16 protein-coding genes and 1 tRNA gene are annotated in these 16,361 nt (G+C 40.8%); 12 read left to right on the top strand and 5 right to left on the bottom strand.

The features are described from left to right. Positions 1 to 93: 93 nt before the first annotated feature. The 4 genes from rpoD to R4537_RS16535 all read left to right on the top strand — a co-directional run bounded on the left by rpoD (position 94) and on the right by R4537_RS16535 (position 4,261). Positions 94 to 1,971: an RNA polymerase sigma factor RpoD gene (gene rpoD, locus R4537_RS16520; RefSeq protein WP_071179091.1), complete on the top strand. Its 1,878-nt coding sequence runs from the start codon at positions 94 to 96 to the stop codon at positions 1,969 to 1,971. 144 nt (positions 1,972 to 2,115) lie between these two features. Then, a tRNA-Ile gene (locus R4537_RS16525) sits at positions 2,116 to 2,191 on the top strand. A gap of 335 nt (positions 2,192 to 2,526) precedes the next feature. Further along, positions 2,527 to 2,862: a helix-turn-helix domain-containing protein gene (locus R4537_RS16530; protein ID WP_071179090.1), complete on the top strand. Its 336-nt coding sequence runs from the start codon at positions 2,527 to 2,529 to the stop codon at positions 2,860 to 2,862. Beyond that, positions 2,855 to 4,261, top strand: coding sequence for a HipA domain-containing protein (locus R4537_RS16535; RefSeq protein ID WP_071179089.1), 1,407 nt, complete (start codon positions 2,855 to 2,857; stop codon positions 4,259 to 4,261). The genes R4537_RS16530 and R4537_RS16535 overlap by 8 nt, the downstream gene beginning before the upstream one ends. A gap of 216 nt (positions 4,262 to 4,477) precedes the next feature. Here R4537_RS16535 and R4537_RS16540 read toward each other — a convergent pair whose 3' ends face one another. Next, positions 4,478 to 4,744, bottom strand: a complete 267-nt coding sequence (locus R4537_RS16540) for a hypothetical protein (RefSeq protein WP_047725513.1) — start codon at positions 4,742 to 4,744, stop codon at positions 4,478 to 4,480. Positions 4,745 to 5,091: 347 nt separating this feature from the next. On the opposite strand from R4537_RS16540, the gene R4537_RS16545 reads away from it, so the two are divergent. Genes R4537_RS16545 through R4537_RS16555 form a run of 3 tightly spaced genes read left to right on the top strand, consistent with a single transcriptional unit; the run spans position 5,092 to position 6,596 of the window. After that, entirely contained in the window at positions 5,092 to 5,970 is an 879-nt protein-coding gene (locus tag R4537_RS16545) for an LAPAL motif-containing putative phage structural protein (protein WP_071179088.1), read from the top strand. A 28-nt stretch (positions 5,971 to 5,998) separates the two neighbouring features. Then, positions 5,999 to 6,214, top strand: a complete 216-nt coding sequence (locus R4537_RS16550; RefSeq protein WP_139121869.1) for a hypothetical protein — start codon at positions 5,999 to 6,001, stop codon at positions 6,212 to 6,214. After that, positions 6,207 to 6,596 carry a hypothetical protein gene (locus R4537_RS16555; RefSeq protein ID WP_047725510.1) on the top strand — a complete coding sequence of 130 codons (390 nt, stop codon included), beginning with the start codon at positions 6,207 to 6,209 and terminating at the stop codon, positions 6,594 to 6,596. Before R4537_RS16550 ends, R4537_RS16555 begins: the two co-directional genes overlap by 8 nt. A gap of 473 nt (positions 6,597 to 7,069) precedes the next feature. Here R4537_RS16555 and R4537_RS16560 read toward each other — a convergent pair whose 3' ends face one another. After that, on the bottom strand, positions 7,070 to 7,885 hold the full coding sequence (locus tag R4537_RS16560) for a restriction endonuclease (RefSeq protein ID WP_071179087.1): 816 nt from the start codon (positions 7,883 to 7,885) through the stop codon (positions 7,070 to 7,072). 455 nt (positions 7,886 to 8,340) lie between these two features. After that, entirely contained in the window at positions 8,341 to 8,505 is a 165-nt protein-coding gene (locus R4537_RS16565; protein WP_000498071.1) for a helix-turn-helix transcriptional regulator, read from the bottom strand. A 100-nt stretch (positions 8,506 to 8,605) separates the two neighbouring features. Here R4537_RS16565 and R4537_RS16570 point away from each other — a divergent pair, with 100 nt between their 5' ends. The 5 genes from R4537_RS16570 (at position 8,606) to R4537_RS16590 (ending at position 13,640) form a co-directional block, all read left to right on the top strand. Continuing rightward, complete coding sequence (locus R4537_RS16570; protein WP_235859124.1) at positions 8,606 to 9,814, top strand: MarR family transcriptional regulator; 1,209 nt, start codon at positions 8,606 to 8,608, stop codon at positions 9,812 to 9,814. Positions 9,815 to 10,248: 434 nt separating this feature from the next. Then, positions 10,249 to 10,821, top strand: coding sequence for a hypothetical protein (locus R4537_RS16575; RefSeq protein WP_340101441.1), 573 nt, complete (start codon positions 10,249 to 10,251; stop codon positions 10,819 to 10,821). A 77-nt stretch (positions 10,822 to 10,898) separates the two neighbouring features. Further along, positions 10,899 to 12,224 (top strand): type II toxin-antitoxin system HipA family toxin, encoded by a 1,326-nt coding sequence (locus tag R4537_RS16580; protein ID WP_071179086.1) that lies wholly within the window; start codon positions 10,899 to 10,901, stop codon positions 12,222 to 12,224. Between the two features lie 73 nt (positions 12,225 to 12,297). Further along, entirely contained in the window at positions 12,298 to 12,909 is a 612-nt protein-coding gene (locus R4537_RS16585; protein ID WP_000885983.1) for a hypothetical protein, read from the top strand. A 32-nt stretch (positions 12,910 to 12,941) separates the two neighbouring features. Continuing rightward, positions 12,942 to 13,640: a hypothetical protein gene (locus R4537_RS16590; protein WP_139284700.1), complete on the top strand. Its 699-nt coding sequence runs from the start codon at positions 12,942 to 12,944 to the stop codon at positions 13,638 to 13,640. A 24-nt stretch (positions 13,641 to 13,664) separates the two neighbouring features. Here R4537_RS16590 and R4537_RS16595 read toward each other — a convergent pair whose 3' ends face one another. Together R4537_RS16595 and R4537_RS16600 are read right to left on the bottom strand one after the other, a co-directional pair. Beyond that, entirely contained in the window at positions 13,665 to 14,324 is a 660-nt protein-coding gene (locus R4537_RS16595; RefSeq protein WP_071179084.1) for an STM2766 family helicase-associated protein, read from the bottom strand. Continuing rightward, positions 14,321 to 16,309 (bottom strand): STM2767 family DEAD/DEAH box helicase, encoded by a 1,989-nt coding sequence (locus tag R4537_RS16600; protein WP_071179083.1) that lies wholly within the window; start codon positions 16,307 to 16,309, stop codon positions 14,321 to 14,323. Before R4537_RS16600 ends, R4537_RS16595 begins: the two co-directional genes overlap by 4 nt. Positions 16,310 to 16,361: the final 52 nt, after the last annotated feature.

Genomic DNA, 16,361 nt, shown 5'->3' on the forward strand with positions numbered 1-16,361 from the left:
TTGAGATAGTCAGCAAAGAATAAATTTGTTAGTATACGTGGTTTGCATTGCGCATACTTATTCCTTCACCAGATACGAAGTTGGATACCGTCTATGGATCAAAATCCGCAGTCACAGCTTAAACAACTTGTCCTCCGCGGCAAGGAACAGGGCTATCTGACCTACGCCGAAGTAAATGACCACTTGCCTGCTGAAATCGTTGATTCAGAGCAGGTGGAAGATATTATTCAGATGATTAATGACATGGGCATTAAGGTCGTGGAAACCGCACCTGATGCCGATGATCTTGCCCTCAGCGATGATACCACCATCACTGACGAAGACGCTGCCGAAGCAGCCGCCGCGGCACTTTCTAGCGTAGAGAGTGAGATTGGCCGCACCACCGACCCTGTGCGTATGTATATGCGTGAGATGGGTACGGTTGAGCTTTTGACACGTGAAGGTGAAATCGATATTGCCAAGCGCATTGAAGATGGTATTAACCAAGTTCAAAGTGCGATTGCCGAGTATCCTGGAACCATCCCTTACATTCTTGAGCAGTTTGATCGTGTTCAGGCCGAAGAGTTACGTCTCACTGACCTAATTTCAGGCTTCGTTGATCCTAACGACATGGAAACCGAAGCGCCGACCGCAACTCACATCGGCTCTGAGCTTTCTGAAGCGGATCTCGCGGATGAAGATGAGGCTGTCGTCGAGGATGAAGACGAAGATGAAGACGAAGAGAGCGATGGTGAAAGCAGCGACAGCGAAGAAGAAGTCGGTATCGACCCTGAACTTGCTCGTGAGAAGTTCAATGAACTGCGCGGTAAATTCCAAAACCTGCAATTAGCAGTGAATGAGTTTGGCCGTGACAGTAATCAAGCTTCTGAAGCTTCAGGTTTAGTGCTAGATATCTTCCGTGAATTCCGCCTAACACCGAAACAGTTTGACCACTTGGTTGAAACTCTGCGCACTTCAATGGATCGTGTTCGCACCCAAGAACGCTTGGTGATGAAAGCGGTGGTTGAAGTTGCGAAGATGCCGAAAAAATCTTTCATCGCCCTGTTTACAGGCAATGAATCGAATGAAGAGTGGCTGGATAAAGTCCTTGCTTCTGACAAGCCTTACGTAGCGAAAGTCCGTGAGCAAGAAGAAGAAATCCGCCGTTCAATTCAGAAACTACAAATGATCGAGCAAGAGACATCACTGTCTGTTGAACGCATCAAAGACATCAGCCGTCGTATGTCAATCGGTGAGGCAAAAGCTCGCCGTGCGAAGAAAGAGATGGTTGAAGCAAACTTACGTCTGGTAATTTCGATTGCTAAGAAATACACCAACCGTGGTCTGCAATTCTTGGATCTGATCCAAGAAGGTAACATCGGTTTGATGAAAGCCGTCGATAAGTTTGAATACCGTCGTGGTTATAAATTCTCAACTTATGCGACTTGGTGGATCCGTCAGGCAATCACTCGTTCTATTGCTGACCAAGCACGTACGATTCGTATTCCAGTACACATGATCGAGACGATCAATAAACTGAATCGAATTTCGCGCCAAATGCTGCAAGAGATGGGGCGTGAGCCACTGCCTGAAGAATTGGCAGAACGCATGCAAATGCCAGAAGACAAAATCCGCAAAGTGCTGAAAATTGCCAAAGAACCCATCTCCATGGAAACACCGATTGGTGATGATGAAGATTCGCATCTGGGTGATTTTATCGAGGATACCACCCTCGAGCTGCCACTGGATTCTGCGACCGCAACCAGCCTTAAAGCTGCCACTCGCGATGTATTAGCAGGCCTAACACCTCGTGAAGCGAAAGTGCTGCGTATGCGTTTCGGTATCGATATGAATACCGACCATACTCTGGAAGAAGTGGGTAAGCAGTTTGATGTAACACGTGAACGTATTCGTCAGATTGAAGCGAAAGCACTGCGTAAACTGCGTCATCCAAGCCGTTCAGAAGTTCTGCGCAGCTTCTTGGATGAATAATTCAAGTTGGTTATGAACTGAAAAAGGTGAGCTGAGCTCACCTTTTCTTTTTTATACAAGCTAAGTGAATAAATTGTAAGCACTATTGAACCCGCTTTGGCTAGACACATCTACCCCCTTCCAATATAATCTGACACCTAATTTGGCCCCTTAGCTCAGTGGTTAGAGCAGGCGACTCATAATCGCTTGGTCCCCAGTTCGAACCTGGGAGGGGCCACCAAATTCTAGAAGGTTAGTAAGCGTAGTGTTTACTAACCTTTTTTTGTACCTGACGATTTTGGGTCAGGTAATGGGTCAGGTAAGCCCCGATCACGCACTCTTCTCTGTCTTCTCCCAATACTAATCCGAATACTACGCTGTTGCCAAATATGTCCTTCTAGCTGATAAAACTCTCTCATAGATAACAAAGAGAGGTATTAAACTCGCAAACCAACCATAAGTAACTTAAATTGCACTTATAGATAATTTCTTATACAGCCACGACAAAAGTGAGTTATAGTGAACTTATATATCAAGACGAACCCAATAGTGATAAAAGTACATTAAAAGGCACTTATGAAAAAAGGTAAGATGGTAAAGGCACAACCTATGCCTGATTTGAATACCGAGTTCAGTATGGAAACGCTGGGGAGCGCCATTCGCTCAAAGCGCACCGATAGAGGCTGGCGTATTGATGATCTCGCTTCAAAAGCCAACTTATCTCGTAGAACAGTCATGAAAGTAGAAAAAGGCGATACCAGTGTCACCTTTGCCAATGTACTCGTCCTCATGGACATCTTAGGGCTATCTTTACGCCTTATCGATGTAAAGCTATTTGTTCGTCCACATAGCCAAATAACCTCCCAAGCTGAAAACAGCGTGAGAAACAATGAGGACGGTTGGTATGAGTAAGTTACAACAGTTAGACGTGTTTATCGGTACGAATACCAAAATTGGTCGTTTGATTCTTCCTGTCGGAACAGAAACAGAGTTCTCATTCATCTATGAAGATGAATGGAAACACACTGGTTTCCCAATTTCGCCACACATCCCTTTCGATGATCGGGCTTCGCCACGTAGTATTGAGAACTACCTCAGAAATCTCCTTCCTGAAGGAGAAGCCTTTGAGGAGATGATACAAAACACCACTATCTCCAAAAGCAACACGTTCGGGCTGATTCGTAAGCTTGGTGCGGAAACATCTGGCGCATTGTCTTTTCGAGTTCCAGACTCAGAACCTGGGGAAACTAGTTTTAGATCTGTACCTGATGATGAACTAATAGAACGACTAGAGCGAAATCTAGCGCCATTAGTGTATTGGGACGGTAAGGTTCGCCTTTCGGTTGCTGGTGTTCAAAACAAGTTAAACTTACTTAAGCGCGGTGATGAGTGGGGGTTTGGTGAAGGCAAATTAAGTTCGAACTACATTCTGAAATTTGAAAGCGGTAAAGCACCGTGTATTGCTGTTAATGAGTTCTTTTGCATGACATTAGCCAAGCTAGCAGGTTTGGACGTCGCTAATGTTGAGTTAACTCGCATTGGGAAGACTAGAACACTACTCATAGAGCGGTTCGATCGTGCCTATATCGAGGCTCGTGATGTCGTTCAACGAAGACATGTGATTGATGGCTGTCAGGCGACTGACTTACCTCCAGGTTACAAATACGAGCGTCAGAATGGAGATGAAGGCGATGGCGTATATATGCGTGATGGCGTTTCTTTCCCACGCCTACTGAGCGTCAAAACCATAGACACGGTCATCACTAACCTAAAGCTCACTCAATGGATGCTCTTTAATCTAGCAACGCTAAACTACGATGCCCATGGTAAAAATATTAGCTTCTTCGTCACCCCTAAAGGGCTGGAACTAACCCCTTTTTATGATTTAGTAAACATAGAAGCCATCGCTCAAGAGGGAACAAAACGCAACTCACGAAGCGGTAAGTTGTCTGCTGATGAGAGGCGTGCCGCCAGTATCCCTCAATATTTTGCAATGTCGATTGGAGGTTGGGAAAGTGAAGACTTTCAAAATCCGCCGAAAGGTAACTTCAAACGCCCTATCACCAGCTATGATTTAGCTGAATTCGGCACTCTGCTGGGTTATTCAGGCACCAAAATGGCTTCCATAATGGTAGAAACCGTTGGTGCTATAAAAAATGCTCTGAAGGAAGCAATTGACCTTACCGAAGCTCAAGGAATCGATGATGGGGAACGTGAACATATAGAGCTATGTGTGTCACTCATCCAAACAGAGTGTGAATACTTGCTAGAGCAAGCCAACAGTGTGCCAGAAATGAGTGAGCTTCTTTAATGGCTAATGCATGGGCTATAGTAAGCAATTTATAAATTATTTTGGACATAAGCGCGTTAGAGTATTTAGTCTGGACTCTAAACTGAGATAAGGATAAAGCCGCGTTAAGATGATACGCGTAAACGCAATACCGAAGTACCAGTATTGCGCTTTAAACAATAATACACACTAAAAATACCACTCGTTGCGAATCACTCTTAAACAGTTTGTATGACGCTACAGCGTCGTAGGTGCACTTTGACCAGCTTGGAATGCGACATAGTATTTTGAAATATTTGCGTGTTTTGCTGCGCTTGCTAAGTCTTCTTTACAAATACCAATTGCATCAGTTTTTGTGACACCTTCTTTGAAAGAACACGTCCAAGCAGTAGTTAAGTTGTCTAACTTAGCCCATTTTTCTTTTTCGAGATAGTCGTAAAATTTCTGCCTAGCTTCAGAGTTTGCATTGGGTAAATCAAGAGTCAGTAGAACATAGAATTTCATATAAGGGTCCTCAAATTAGAGCGTTTGTAAAAGTGATATGGGAGCTTGAATGATGAATCCAACTGGTTTCATACATGGAATGTACTCCAATTATAAATATTGTGAAGTAGCGCAAGAGCACCACTTACAGGGTTAAAAACGATTTTGATGTGCCACTAAAAAGATAGTGGGGCAAGAACGAGCCAGTGGCCTTGTTAAATCAGCCATTAATAGATGACAACAAGTTTATGCCCAGTTTTGACTGGTACAAACTAGATGGGAAAACAGTCAAAATTTTTGACATTTCGTGTTGTTTAAAACTTGATTCGTCCTATCATATGAACTCAATTTAATTTAAGGATAACGTGATGACACCAAGTAGTAGTCAGCCAAATAAACAAGTTTTCAAATTATCTTATGATATGAAGGAAACCGCAGAACATACAATTGATGCTGAGATGCTTGGTCATGCAATTTTAAGTATGACAAGCACTATGAAAACTGCGAATAAGCTACTAAATGGTGACAATTCAGATCTGCAAGTTCAAATTCGAGCACATCAAGAAGGCTCGTTTGTGGTTGAGTTTGTGACGTGGCTTAATAATGGCGGTGCCGATGTTCTTCAAATTTTAGGTATCACTACTGCTGCTAGCGTTGCAGGAACTAAGACGGTTTTAGGGGCGATGGAAGAGCTGAAAGGTCGAAAAATTGTTGGTAGTGTTCAACGTGACGGTAAAGTCATATTAAAAACTAAAGATGGCTCAAATCATGAACTGGAACCTGATGTTGCAAAAATCCTACTAGACCAAGACGTTCGTAAGGGTATTGAAACGGTATTTAAAGCTCCGATTGCGGATAAAGATGATGCTAAGCTCATCATTAAGAATGCAGATGATGAAGAGCTAAAAGTGGTTAAAAGTGAAGATGCTATTTCATTTAAAAGACTACCTCAAAAAACACTTGAAAGCGTTTCAGAAGAAACAAAGCAGATGACAATTTATTTTTCTCAAGTAAACTTTGACGCGCTTACGGGTTGGAAGTGTAAGTTACCAAACGGTGATATTGAATCTGTAAAGATGAATCACGAAGCATTCATTGATCGCATAAATAAAGGATATGAGAAGTTTTCAAAGACTGAGCCATACATTGTTCGAATGAAAACGGTCAAGACGACTAAGCCAGATAACACCGTGAACACACGTTATACTCTGGAAGAAGTTATTCGTCAGCAGAGTAAACAAAACTAATATTATGAGCCTAGAACACGATACGATCATGAGTTTATTATTTACGGTAGGATTATTGATGTCCTTGCCGTGGCTTGCTCGTATTTTTTATATGCTAGGTCGTATCATTGTTCTCTATGTTGTACCAACAACAACAGTAACCTTAACTGATGAAGATGGACGAGAAAGAGTAATCAAATTAAAAAACACTGATGAATTAGCTGATGTGATACTAAGCAGAACGGGACATTTAAAACGTGACTGAATCAGCAAATACAACACCTGCTAAAGTACCAGCAGGTATCTCAGTCGGTGGTATGTCCACTGTTATCATTATTGCGTATAACAAGTGGGGTAACCCTGATGATGCTGCAACGATGGCGGCGATTGTTCCCATACTCGTTGGTGGCCTTTTCTGGGGGCTTGAATTGCTGTTCGCAAAGCTAGGTTGGTGGCGACCTCTACACGAGACAAAGATTATCAGTGCTTTTAATAAAGATATTAAAGAATTAGAAGAACAAATCAACAAGGCTAAATCATTAGGTTACCAAGAAGAAGATATTAGTGAACTCGTTAAGCAGCACAAAAAGCTAGTTATAGCCAAAAGTGAAATAAGCTCAGGCCCAACAAAGAGTCAACTGGCATAATGAAAGAGTAAAGCTCACTTTTTTTGTGGGTTTTATTCTTAAAGGCCGTAAACTAAGTTAGAGTGCGTTCAAGCATCTTCTGCTTGCCTTTTTCTTACCCCTGAACGCCACGGATCAGCTTTGCGTTCTTACCTGCTATATAGACAGTCCAACCTACATCATCAGATTGCCTCTGATTGACTGTATCAACACCGAATGGGCAAAAGTGTTTCAGAGCTTACGTTCATTACCCCATTGGTTCTGACGAACCCACTTATGAAGATAATGGGTAACATTTTTTCACCAGAGAGTTCGGCACTAAGAGAGCTTTTTTATCTATCAATGAAATGAGCAAACTTTAGTTTTTGATGATTTGAGCGAGAACAGTGTTCTCGCAGTAGCATTCCTCTCAGGCAGCTAGACTCAAAAGGTTAACTTTTATGTTCTGAGAACACCCTTCTATACGGTTAAACTGCTTGAATTCTCACTCACATTCAACAGTCGCAAGTGTAGCGACACTTAGGATACGCAGAGCAACCATAGAAACTTTTACCCGCATTACGACCTTTTTTAGCAACACGAATCACAAGGCTAGACTGGCAGTTTGGGCAAACCTTGGAATGAGGAGCGGGTGTAGGCTCATCAATGACTGGCTTATTCATAAAGCTACGACCATCTTCAATCATGTGGACTAGCTCGCTACCATTGACCAACCACAGGCGCTTCTCTTGAGCAAAGGCGATAGCTTCAGAAGTAAAATCTCCCGATGTTACGATGATCATTTTGCTAGCACGATTGTCGATCATCACACCATACATTTCTCTTAAGACTTGAACTCCGACTTTTCTAGCTTTCCAGTGCTTACATTGTACAAGACTCAACTCACCGTCTTTAGTTAACCAAAGATCAACCCCACCATCCGCCTGCTTTGAGAAAGATTGTTTAACGTCGTAGCCTTGCTGCTTAAAGTACTCGCCAATATAGCTTTCAAATTCAATCCAGCTGAGGGAATTAAGCGGAGTCGTGTTTTTGTTTGCTCTGATTTGAGACGTCGTCGCAAGATAATTATGCTTTCGCTGATACTGCTTAAAGAATGCAATGGGAGCAGGAATTAAAAACAAAAAAGCAAAATACGGTGCTATTTGCGGAAGATTCGGCCCAATGGCATTGAAGATGAAGTTATCACTGCCAGCCGCCAAATCAGGCAATAGGAAGGATAAACCAACATAAATGCCTGCTGAGAACAAGATACTCACCCACCACGGCGCATCCATCAAATGCCAAATAATTCCATCATTTTTCCGAGCCATAACTCCTCCCAATGAGCATCAAAATGCATTAAAGCACAATTGCCAGACCTAATACATAGAGTTAAATCATGTATTTAGTGGGAGAACAAACAGCTAGAACATAGTTCTAGCAAGAGCATTTTTTATTTATTAATTAAATGACCAAACTTTAGTTTTTGATGATGTGAGCGAGAACAGTGTTCTCGCAGTAGCGTTTGAAAGCTATCAGCCTTTGCCTGAGATACCCAAACACTAGTCGGATAATACCTAACTCTGCCTCTCGTCATTTCGGAGAACATCGTTCTCCGTTCAACTAATGAAGATTCGAGATGAAATTAGCTCCCTGAGATAGACAAAAGCAGGAACAAGGTTCCTGCAAGAGCATTTTTATTCGTGTTATTAATCATGTACACAATGACTTACTTTATATTTATGAAGGTTAAGCGAGAACACTGTTCTCGCAGTAACAAGTGCATCTATTTTTGTTCTTCTAGCCATCGCTCAATGTCTTTTCTTTGCCACCCAACAACTCTAGAACTTAGCGTAACAACAGGTGGTATTTTTCCATCTCGACGCCAGCGCCACAAAGTACTAACACTTACTCCCATCTCTTTAGCTAACTGATCTTGTCTTACAAACATTTTATTACCTTTATTTCTCTATTATTTAGTCGCATCTTAGATTCTCATCACCTGACTCGTAATATAGAATAAGCAACAAACCATATTGACATGATGGCTCATGGACTTAGATCAAAAACGCAATGCATTGAGACTACAGCTAGAAACAGCAATCAATGACTTAAAAAAACAGGCCGAATCTCAAGGTTGTAAAATTGCTCAGCGACGTCGAGTTGGGTATTTATACGCTGTTGATGCCGCTCGGAACATTGTTCTGGAAACGTGGTTTACCAAGTTACTCAGCCAGCATGGTTCTGTGCTCAAAAAGCACCGTAGCTCTAACGCTATCAAGCTTGCGGACATCGTAGAAATTTATGGCGGATTAAATAAAACAATCAAACTTATCGAAGCGGTATTAGCCTTGCGGGGAGTAGGGCTGCATACTCAACAACGTATCGATTATATGGATCAAGTACTGTGGGGGTTAAAAGATTTACGTTCACTCACGCCACAGCACCAAGAGGAAGCGATACGCTGGAACAGTGTTCTTCCGTATTGCGCTTTATGCTGGCGTCTACGCAGCCGATCTCACTACTACTGCGAAAAACACCATCCCATCAAGTCCACTAAACTTTATAAACAGCAAAAATACGCAGCTATCACTGCATTGAAATATCTGCCCAACCAGAACAGTGCAGCTTACGAAAAGTATCTAGCACAACCTAACAAACAGAAAAATCTGGGACGACAATTGTATGATCTGGTCGGCGGCTATGCGCCGCATCCACGAGTATTTCTACGCCACTGTAAAGATAGCGCGAAGGCAGGAGACTGGCTCTCGCTATCAAAGAACATTGTTCAGACATGCAAAGTGACTTATCCAGCTAGCTATAAAAAAATAAAACAAATCAAACCAGATGATTTTAGAAACTGGCCCTCGTGGTGTATCGCGATAGTGAGATGTTTAGATCCTACGGAGCCAAATGCTTGGAACGAAAAAGAGTGCCTGGCGCTTTTCAATGAGTTGAATACTTGGACCACACTGATTGGGATCTTGCATCGCTTTGAGTGTGTAGAACGAATCAATAGCATTGAAACTAAGCGTGGCCCAGACGTTGGATATGGAGCCAATCTAGAACAACACCAGTTGATCAAAGAGCTGTTAAAACAACAACTAGCCACGAATAGCAAAACTAACTTAAGTGATATCGCCAGAACGCTTGGGCTTAGCAGACAACGCGTACACCAGATCATAAAAAAAAAAATCAATTGCTCTCACAACAGCAAAGTAACTGTGCAAAAAACAATCGAATTTATTTTGCATTTTTAATTATTAAATCAAATAAAAATCATAAATATAATTACGAATAATTTAATCATTAAATTGAGCCAAGATAATTATGGCAATAAAATAGTTTTTACTTATTGACTTTTTCATGTTATAACTATTATAACTGTTATAATTATTATAAAGTTATAATTCTAATATAACGTTCATCTATTAAATTTTGGATTCTTAAACGGAATATTCTAATTTTTAGGTCTAAATTTTAGTGCCACCATTGGCACATTCGCTGCCCACAGTGGCATTTCCTCTGCCATCCTTGACAGTTTCGCTGCCAATCTTGGCAAAAAAATGTGCCAAGCAATTTTGATCTAAAAAACTTAGGCAGACATACAGTGCATTATTTTAATAAATAAAAAGTAACACTTTGTGTTTATTATTTTCTATATATTACATTCAAGGTAAAGAAAAATATTTATTTGAACAATACTACAGTTCAAGTGTATATTATTCATAATATCGTTATTGAGAATATTCTTATGAGTAGATTTGTACTCTCCGCAGACTTGCACCTCGGACATGATAATATATTGAAATATCGTTCAGGATTCGATTCTCCTGATGAGCACCATAATATTCTATTTGATAACCTTGCATCATTTGTACAACCTCGTGACACGTTAATCCTACTTGGAGATATTGCAACGACCCCATTTTGGCTAGAGAGGGTTGCAAGTATTCAATGTACGAAGAAGGTGCTCATACTTGGCAATCATTGTACAAACATGAGGGTCAACGGCAAGATGCTCGCACTCGCAGATGGCTTCGATGAGATTCACTCGATGCTATCTAAACGAAATACCTGGTTTACACACTGCCCTATACATCCTCAGGAATTACATGGAAAGATCAATGTTCACGGGCATTTACATGACAGTATCATTCTAGATGATGCAGGCAAACCAGATCCCCGCTATATCAATGTATCAGTAGATCAGACTCAATTTAGACCAGTCTTGTTCGGTGACGTCGTTAGTCAAATCACTCGCTAAATGACTCTTGCCAACACTTGCCAACACTCTGTTTGATAAACGAGACAAAACCATATAGCAAAAAAGGCTCACTGGTAATGGAAACGCTAACTGCATATATGAACAACGAGCTTGTCGGGACTCTAGCAAGAGCAAGGTATCCAGACAACAGACTCCGCTTTAAATATGATTCTTCCTGGCTGAACAATGACAACGCTCGGCCTTTATCTCTGTCTCTTAAAATGCAGAAAAACACTATATCTTCTGAAGCGGTCTTCAACTACTTTGACAATCTTCTCCCAGACTCACCTGATACAAGAAGCCGTTTAGCCGCCAGATTTAAAACCTCCACTAAACAACCTTTCGATTTGCTCACAGCAGTTGGTCGTGATGTTGTAGGTGCTCTTACTCTACTGCCACCTGATACAAAAAATGATAAGCCAGACTTGGAGTATGAAATCCTAGATGAAAAAACGCTCGAACTCATATTGTCAGCACTACAGGCAGGAACACCACATGGAATGATTGAAGGTTCCAATGATTTCCGTATAGCCATTGCTGGCGCACAAGCTAAAACTGCGTTACTGAAAGTGGATAACCATTGGTGTTTACCAAGTGGCAATACTCCGACAACTCACATCATCAAACTCCCAATGGGAGTTCTCCAACAACCAAACTGCACGTTAGACTTAACGGATAGCGTTGAGAATGAATATCTCTGTATCGAACTCGCACGAGAGCTAGGGTTTGATGTACCTAATATTGAAATTATTCAAACTCTGAACTTCAAAGGGTTGGCTGTTGAACGTTTTGACCGAAAATGGACGAATGAGAATACTCACATTCAACGTTTATCACAAGAAGATATGTGTCAGGCAGCTTCGCTGCCAGCATCAATCAAGTACGAATCTGATGGCGGTATTGGAATCTTGGAAATTATGGACTTGTTATCTGGGTCTTCAAATGCCTTTGCCGACCGATACAATTTTATGAAATTCCAGGTGTATCAATGGGCCATTGGAGCGACTGATGGTCATGCGAAAAACTATTCGCTCACAATTGAGCAATCAGGGAGCTACCGCTTAACACCTTTCTATGACATTTTGTCTGCTTACCCTTTATTAGGTAAAAAAGGGCTTAACATCAGGCAGTTAAAGCTAGCCATGGGGCTAAGAGCATCAAGGGGTAAAAAATACGAAATCAACAAGATTTACCCTCGCCATTTTCTGGCAACCGCACAGCATGTCCGCTTTGAACAGGACATAATGCAGGAAATTCTCGACACAATGAAAACCGAGCTTCCAAATGCTATTGACCGTGTAAATATGAGGTTGCCAAATGACTTTCCAGAACATATCTCTAGCCCTATTTTCGACAATACATTGAAAATGCTTAAAAGACTCTCCTTACAGGCATCCGAGTAGAGTACAAGCAGTATGTCAAAAGCGGCTTACCCCTTGAAGGGATAAACATCATTAAACTTTTTTGGAAAAACCTATGGCATTCACATTTAAATTAGATTCCCCTATCCGTGAGCTTCAAGCATCTAGAGCACTTCTAGTTCCAAACGTTCCAGAGCAGAATCTAGTTGAACAGTTAATTGAGCTTGCAACAAAAGAATATATTTCCTCATTAGAAAAAGGAAAAAATGGGGAGTTCGGCTTACTAATTCATGACAGCAACGGAGAGGAAGTCATTCATCTTGCTTATCGTAGTGACATAACTTACCTCACGCAATTTGATAAAACCAAAACTCACATTATTAAATATGCTAGCGAAAAAAACATACCTACTAAGGAATTAGCTCTACCTAACGGTGAGGTATTAGTTATGTGCAAAAACAATGCTGACTCTGACGCTTGGTGCCAGTTGTTAATGAATTTTTCCGTGCAGAAAGTGGCTCAGATTGAGAGATTAGATTTACACCCTACTCTGCAAAGGCAAGGTTTTTTCACTAAGTTAGTAAACCAATTACTCTGCATTGCTGATACAGAGTATGTATTAGTGACTAACATCATCAATGACGAATGGTTTGAGTATTTAAAAGATGTAGCAGATGAAATAGTAGAAAATCGTTTTCAATGCAATGCTTTGTTTAACCAGAAGTAGTCCCTCCAATCGGGGAAGCTTTGAGGATTATAGTGGCTAAAAAACTATGCGCGAGAAGATTTTCAACAATGGCTTGTATCATCAAAAAAACAACGACTCATGATGGTATAAAGCCATTAACAACATGCTGCAATCGAGTATTATTAGACCTCAGCGAGCGACGAAGAAAGAAACTACACATATCTATCGAGAGCGCAGTTGGCACTGGTAAGTTGGTTTGTATTGACTGCATTAGGGAGCTAGGATTATTTGACTACAGTCTCTACGAAATAAAACGTAAAGCGAATACCTCATTAGTAACACTATCCTTTCTCAGCGAATTTAGTGTGTATTTTGATGATGCGTTAACTAAAGACCTTAAAAGTGAACTAAGCGTTGGTGCACAACAAGCTAAGAGCGAAGTCCTTAGAGAAGAGAAGGCACTAGCTAAAGCTAAAGAGCGTGCTATCCGACAAGCTGAGAGAGAAGCCCGTAGAAAAGAGAAGGCACTGGTTAAAGCTAAAGAGCGTGCTATCCGACAAGCTGAGAAGCGAGCTAAACGTGTAAGAGATACAACAGAAAGGTTATACCAGAAGGAACTGGCTGCGCTCAGCAAACCTCTAGAAACCAATATAAAACGGATGCAAAACTTAGCCAAGAGAGATAAAGCAAAGGAAAATAGCAAGAAAGCACTAGCTCAAATCTGGGACTTATCTCACTCACATAAATCCGACAAGTGTCTGTCTTATTAAACAAATATTATGCTATTTTAACTATCACTTGATCAGATTTGAGTCTAGCAGGTACTTTTTGGGGTAATTCTTATCTGCCAATGCCAAAAAACACTGTAGTTCAGCAAACTTATCATATCCAACTTTTAATGAGCTAGAGTTTTTAAAGAAGATATCAAAGTGATATCTAGGATGAACATCTCCATTCTGGTGGTCAGGGTCATCATCGAATCGAAAATACCCATGATCATCAGAGAGTAGCGATGCAAACGTATCTGAATACTTAGCTGCCTCAGTCCATTCCATACCAAAGTGTTCATACAGCGAAAGAACAATATCATCATGGGAATAATTGTTTCCTTGAACTGTTTGAATCGCATTCCTAATGATTGAAATAAACCTACCACTTACTGCTTCCTCAAGCACATCACAGTTGAATGATATTTCATTGTTACCCAAGTGGACTTGAAATGGATTTGACATAGAAAAATATCCATCATCTTTTCTAACCAAAAATCGATGAAAATCTTTGGTGAACACAGCCACATCAAACCCACCTTCACCAGTCTCTACTTGTTTTTCTGGGTGAGAATTAATCGCTTCAACTAGAGCTAGTACGTTCCATAAGTTGTCAACAGGGTCTCTGACGGATCGCAGCCGCTGCATAAAATGTGTAGGAAAATTTTTATAGTAAAATATGCTCATAACTTTTCAAAACGCTTGTATTCTGCGTTGATAAGAACGTTAAAATAGTCTTCCTCATATTCAACATCGCCCATCACCTCAGCCATTCTTTGTATAAGTTTGGCTTTTAACCTTGGACTCGCTCCGTTCTCTTCACAGTAAGCGACGACTCTGTCTTCTAGAGATGGTTCTTCATCCCAAACAATCAATGCTTTTTGATTTTCGATTTCTTGAGCAGATGGTATACGCAAATTCATATAGCCATTAGAGTTCATACATTCGATACCTGATTTTAGGGCAGTAAGTAGTTTTGTATCTGTCTGTTTTCCTAACACCAAATGACTTTCTAAAAAGGAGCGTGCCATCATCGTATATAACCCATTCCTGAATGCTGGATGGCGATGCAAATTCAGTGCGAAACAGATAACGAAAGGGAATTCTAAGCCCTTGGCATTGTTAATGTTTGAAATGAAAAATTTAGAAGGGTCGCTAGTCTTACTTTCATGAGAAATGTTGACGTCCCACCCTAAACGCTCGGTAACAATGTTTGCTAGTTCTGGTATAACGTTGTAAATATATTTACCTGTATCTAGAAATAGAACAGCAATGTCGCCAGGTTCGACACTTTTATGCCGTTCCTTAATCTGTTCAACAACATCGAAAATAGAGTTAGAAATACTTTGACCATCTTCGGTTAGATGAATGGTAGTTGATTGAAATTCCTGAGGAATGTCTTCAAATCTACGTAGAGGGTCTCTGCTAATAATGGCACGACCATCTACTTCGCTATAATTGTAGCCACAAGCACTCCACTCGTTATCTTGCAGCCACCTCAGAACTGGCATTTCATAAAGTCCCATACCAAGGGCATGCGAGAACATTAGATTCTTAGGATCTGTTCGGTAACATTTTTTTAGAACTAGATCGGCATGGCTTACAGAGTCATCAATTGTTCTAAAAATGTTCTGGAACACATCACCTGCCACAAACACTTTTTTCTCTGTAACTAACTCACAGAGTTCAACAAAGTGCTCTCCAAAGTCTTGGCTTTCATCAATGAAAACATAGTCAAATATAAACTTTTGGTTATTTGGCTCTGCTGCACTTTTGATGTCTTCGATTGCCTTTTTACAGAGTTGATCAAACGAACCAGCAGCTAACGTCCCAAACGGAATTTCATACTTGTGGCAAATATAGCGATACATACCAGAGTAAGGGTATCGTCCACTTCCCCAGGAGTGGAAACAGAAGAGTTTATTCTCCCAATCGATTTGTCTCTCAACTTTCATAAAGTCAAAAAACTGAGGTATGCGACTTCTCATACTTGAAGCTAGTATTTTATTGAAACACGTAAATGCAATTCGTGCTTCCTGCTCGTTTGAGTAAACTTCTTTGAGTTTATGCAGAAGAAGTTCCGTCTTACCTGAGCCTGCTAATCCTTGAATGACGAATTTTTTACTAGCTCCCATCTTAAAGACGAAGCCCGTCTGATCTGTATCGAAGAGCACTATCTTTGATTTAATGCTATCTAGGAGGTTGTTGGCATCTAAGTCAACTTTGTTGACGTCATTGATACTACCAATGACCAAAGAAGTTAACAGGTCTGCTACTCGTCTATCTGTAGGGTTTTCAAGTACTAAGGAATCTAAGTCTAAGTTGTCACATGTTGTAGTTTCAATAAGCTCCAACCACTGCTTTTTTCTACCAATTTTTTTCCGATACTCAAACTTCTCAGACAAAAAAGCAATGTCGTCAATGAAGTCATCCACGAATTCCTTAAACTCTTCTTTGTTGTTAGATGTATCGACAAAACAAGGCTTTCGTCCCGATGAAAAAATTACAAATGCATGTTCGTATTCGTAAGTAAGATCTTCTTTTGATAGTGGGCGCGAGAGTACGTAAATTTGCTTTTTATTGGTTTCAGCGTACTGTTCTAACCACTCTTTCAGATTGGCGGACTCTGCAAGTGCTTGGGATTCAGGAGTAAAAAAGCAGTATTCGGACATTTTGTTTCCTTAGGAGAATAAGTACTAAGCCAACGTCACTCTATAGATTTAG

Origin of the sequence: Vibrio paracholerae (assembly GCF_037672085.1) — a bacterium.
In the GTDB taxonomy this organism is placed as follows: domain Bacteria; phylum Pseudomonadota; class Gammaproteobacteria; order Enterobacterales; family Vibrionaceae; genus Vibrio; species Vibrio cholerae.

Bases quoted from the DNA above. Each gene is read 5' to 3' on its own strand.
- R4537_RS16595 (WP_071179084.1), bottom strand. From the start codon at position 14,324: ATGAGCATATTTTACTATAAAAATTTTCCTACACATTTTATGCAGCGG.
- R4537_RS16540 (WP_047725513.1), bottom strand. From the start codon at position 4,744: ATGAAATTCTATGTTCTACTGACTCTTGATTTACCCAATGCAAACTCT.
- R4537_RS16530 (WP_071179090.1), top strand. From the start codon at position 2,527: ATGAAAAAAGGTAAGATGGTAAAGGCACAACCTATGCCTGATTTGAAT.
- R4537_RS16535 (WP_071179089.1), top strand. From the start codon at position 2,855: ATGAGTAAGTTACAACAGTTAGACGTGTTTATCGGTACGAATACCAAA.
- R4537_RS16560 (WP_071179087.1), bottom strand. From the start codon at position 7,885: ATGGCTCGGAAAAATGATGGAATTATTTGGCATTTGATGGATGCGCCG.
- R4537_RS16570 (WP_235859124.1), top strand. From the start codon at position 8,606: ATGGACTTAGATCAAAAACGCAATGCATTGAGACTACAGCTAGAAACA.
- rpoD (WP_071179091.1), top strand. From the start codon at position 94: ATGGATCAAAATCCGCAGTCACAGCTTAAACAACTTGTCCTCCGCGGC.
- R4537_RS16580 (WP_071179086.1), top strand. From the start codon at position 10,899: ATGGAAACGCTAACTGCATATATGAACAACGAGCTTGTCGGGACTCTA.
- R4537_RS16585 (WP_000885983.1), top strand. From the start codon at position 12,298: ATGGCATTCACATTTAAATTAGATTCCCCTATCCGTGAGCTTCAAGCA.
- R4537_RS16600 (WP_071179083.1), bottom strand. From the start codon at position 16,309: ATGTCCGAATACTGCTTTTTTACTCCTGAATCCCAAGCACTTGCAGAG.
- R4537_RS16545 (WP_071179088.1), top strand. From the start codon at position 5,092: ATGACACCAAGTAGTAGTCAGCCAAATAAACAAGTTTTCAAATTATCT.
- R4537_RS16550 (WP_139121869.1), top strand. From the start codon at position 5,999: ATGAGTTTATTATTTACGGTAGGATTATTGATGTCCTTGCCGTGGCTT.
- R4537_RS16565 (WP_000498071.1), bottom strand. From the start codon at position 8,505: ATGTTTGTAAGACAAGATCAGTTAGCTAAAGAGATGGGAGTAAGTGTT.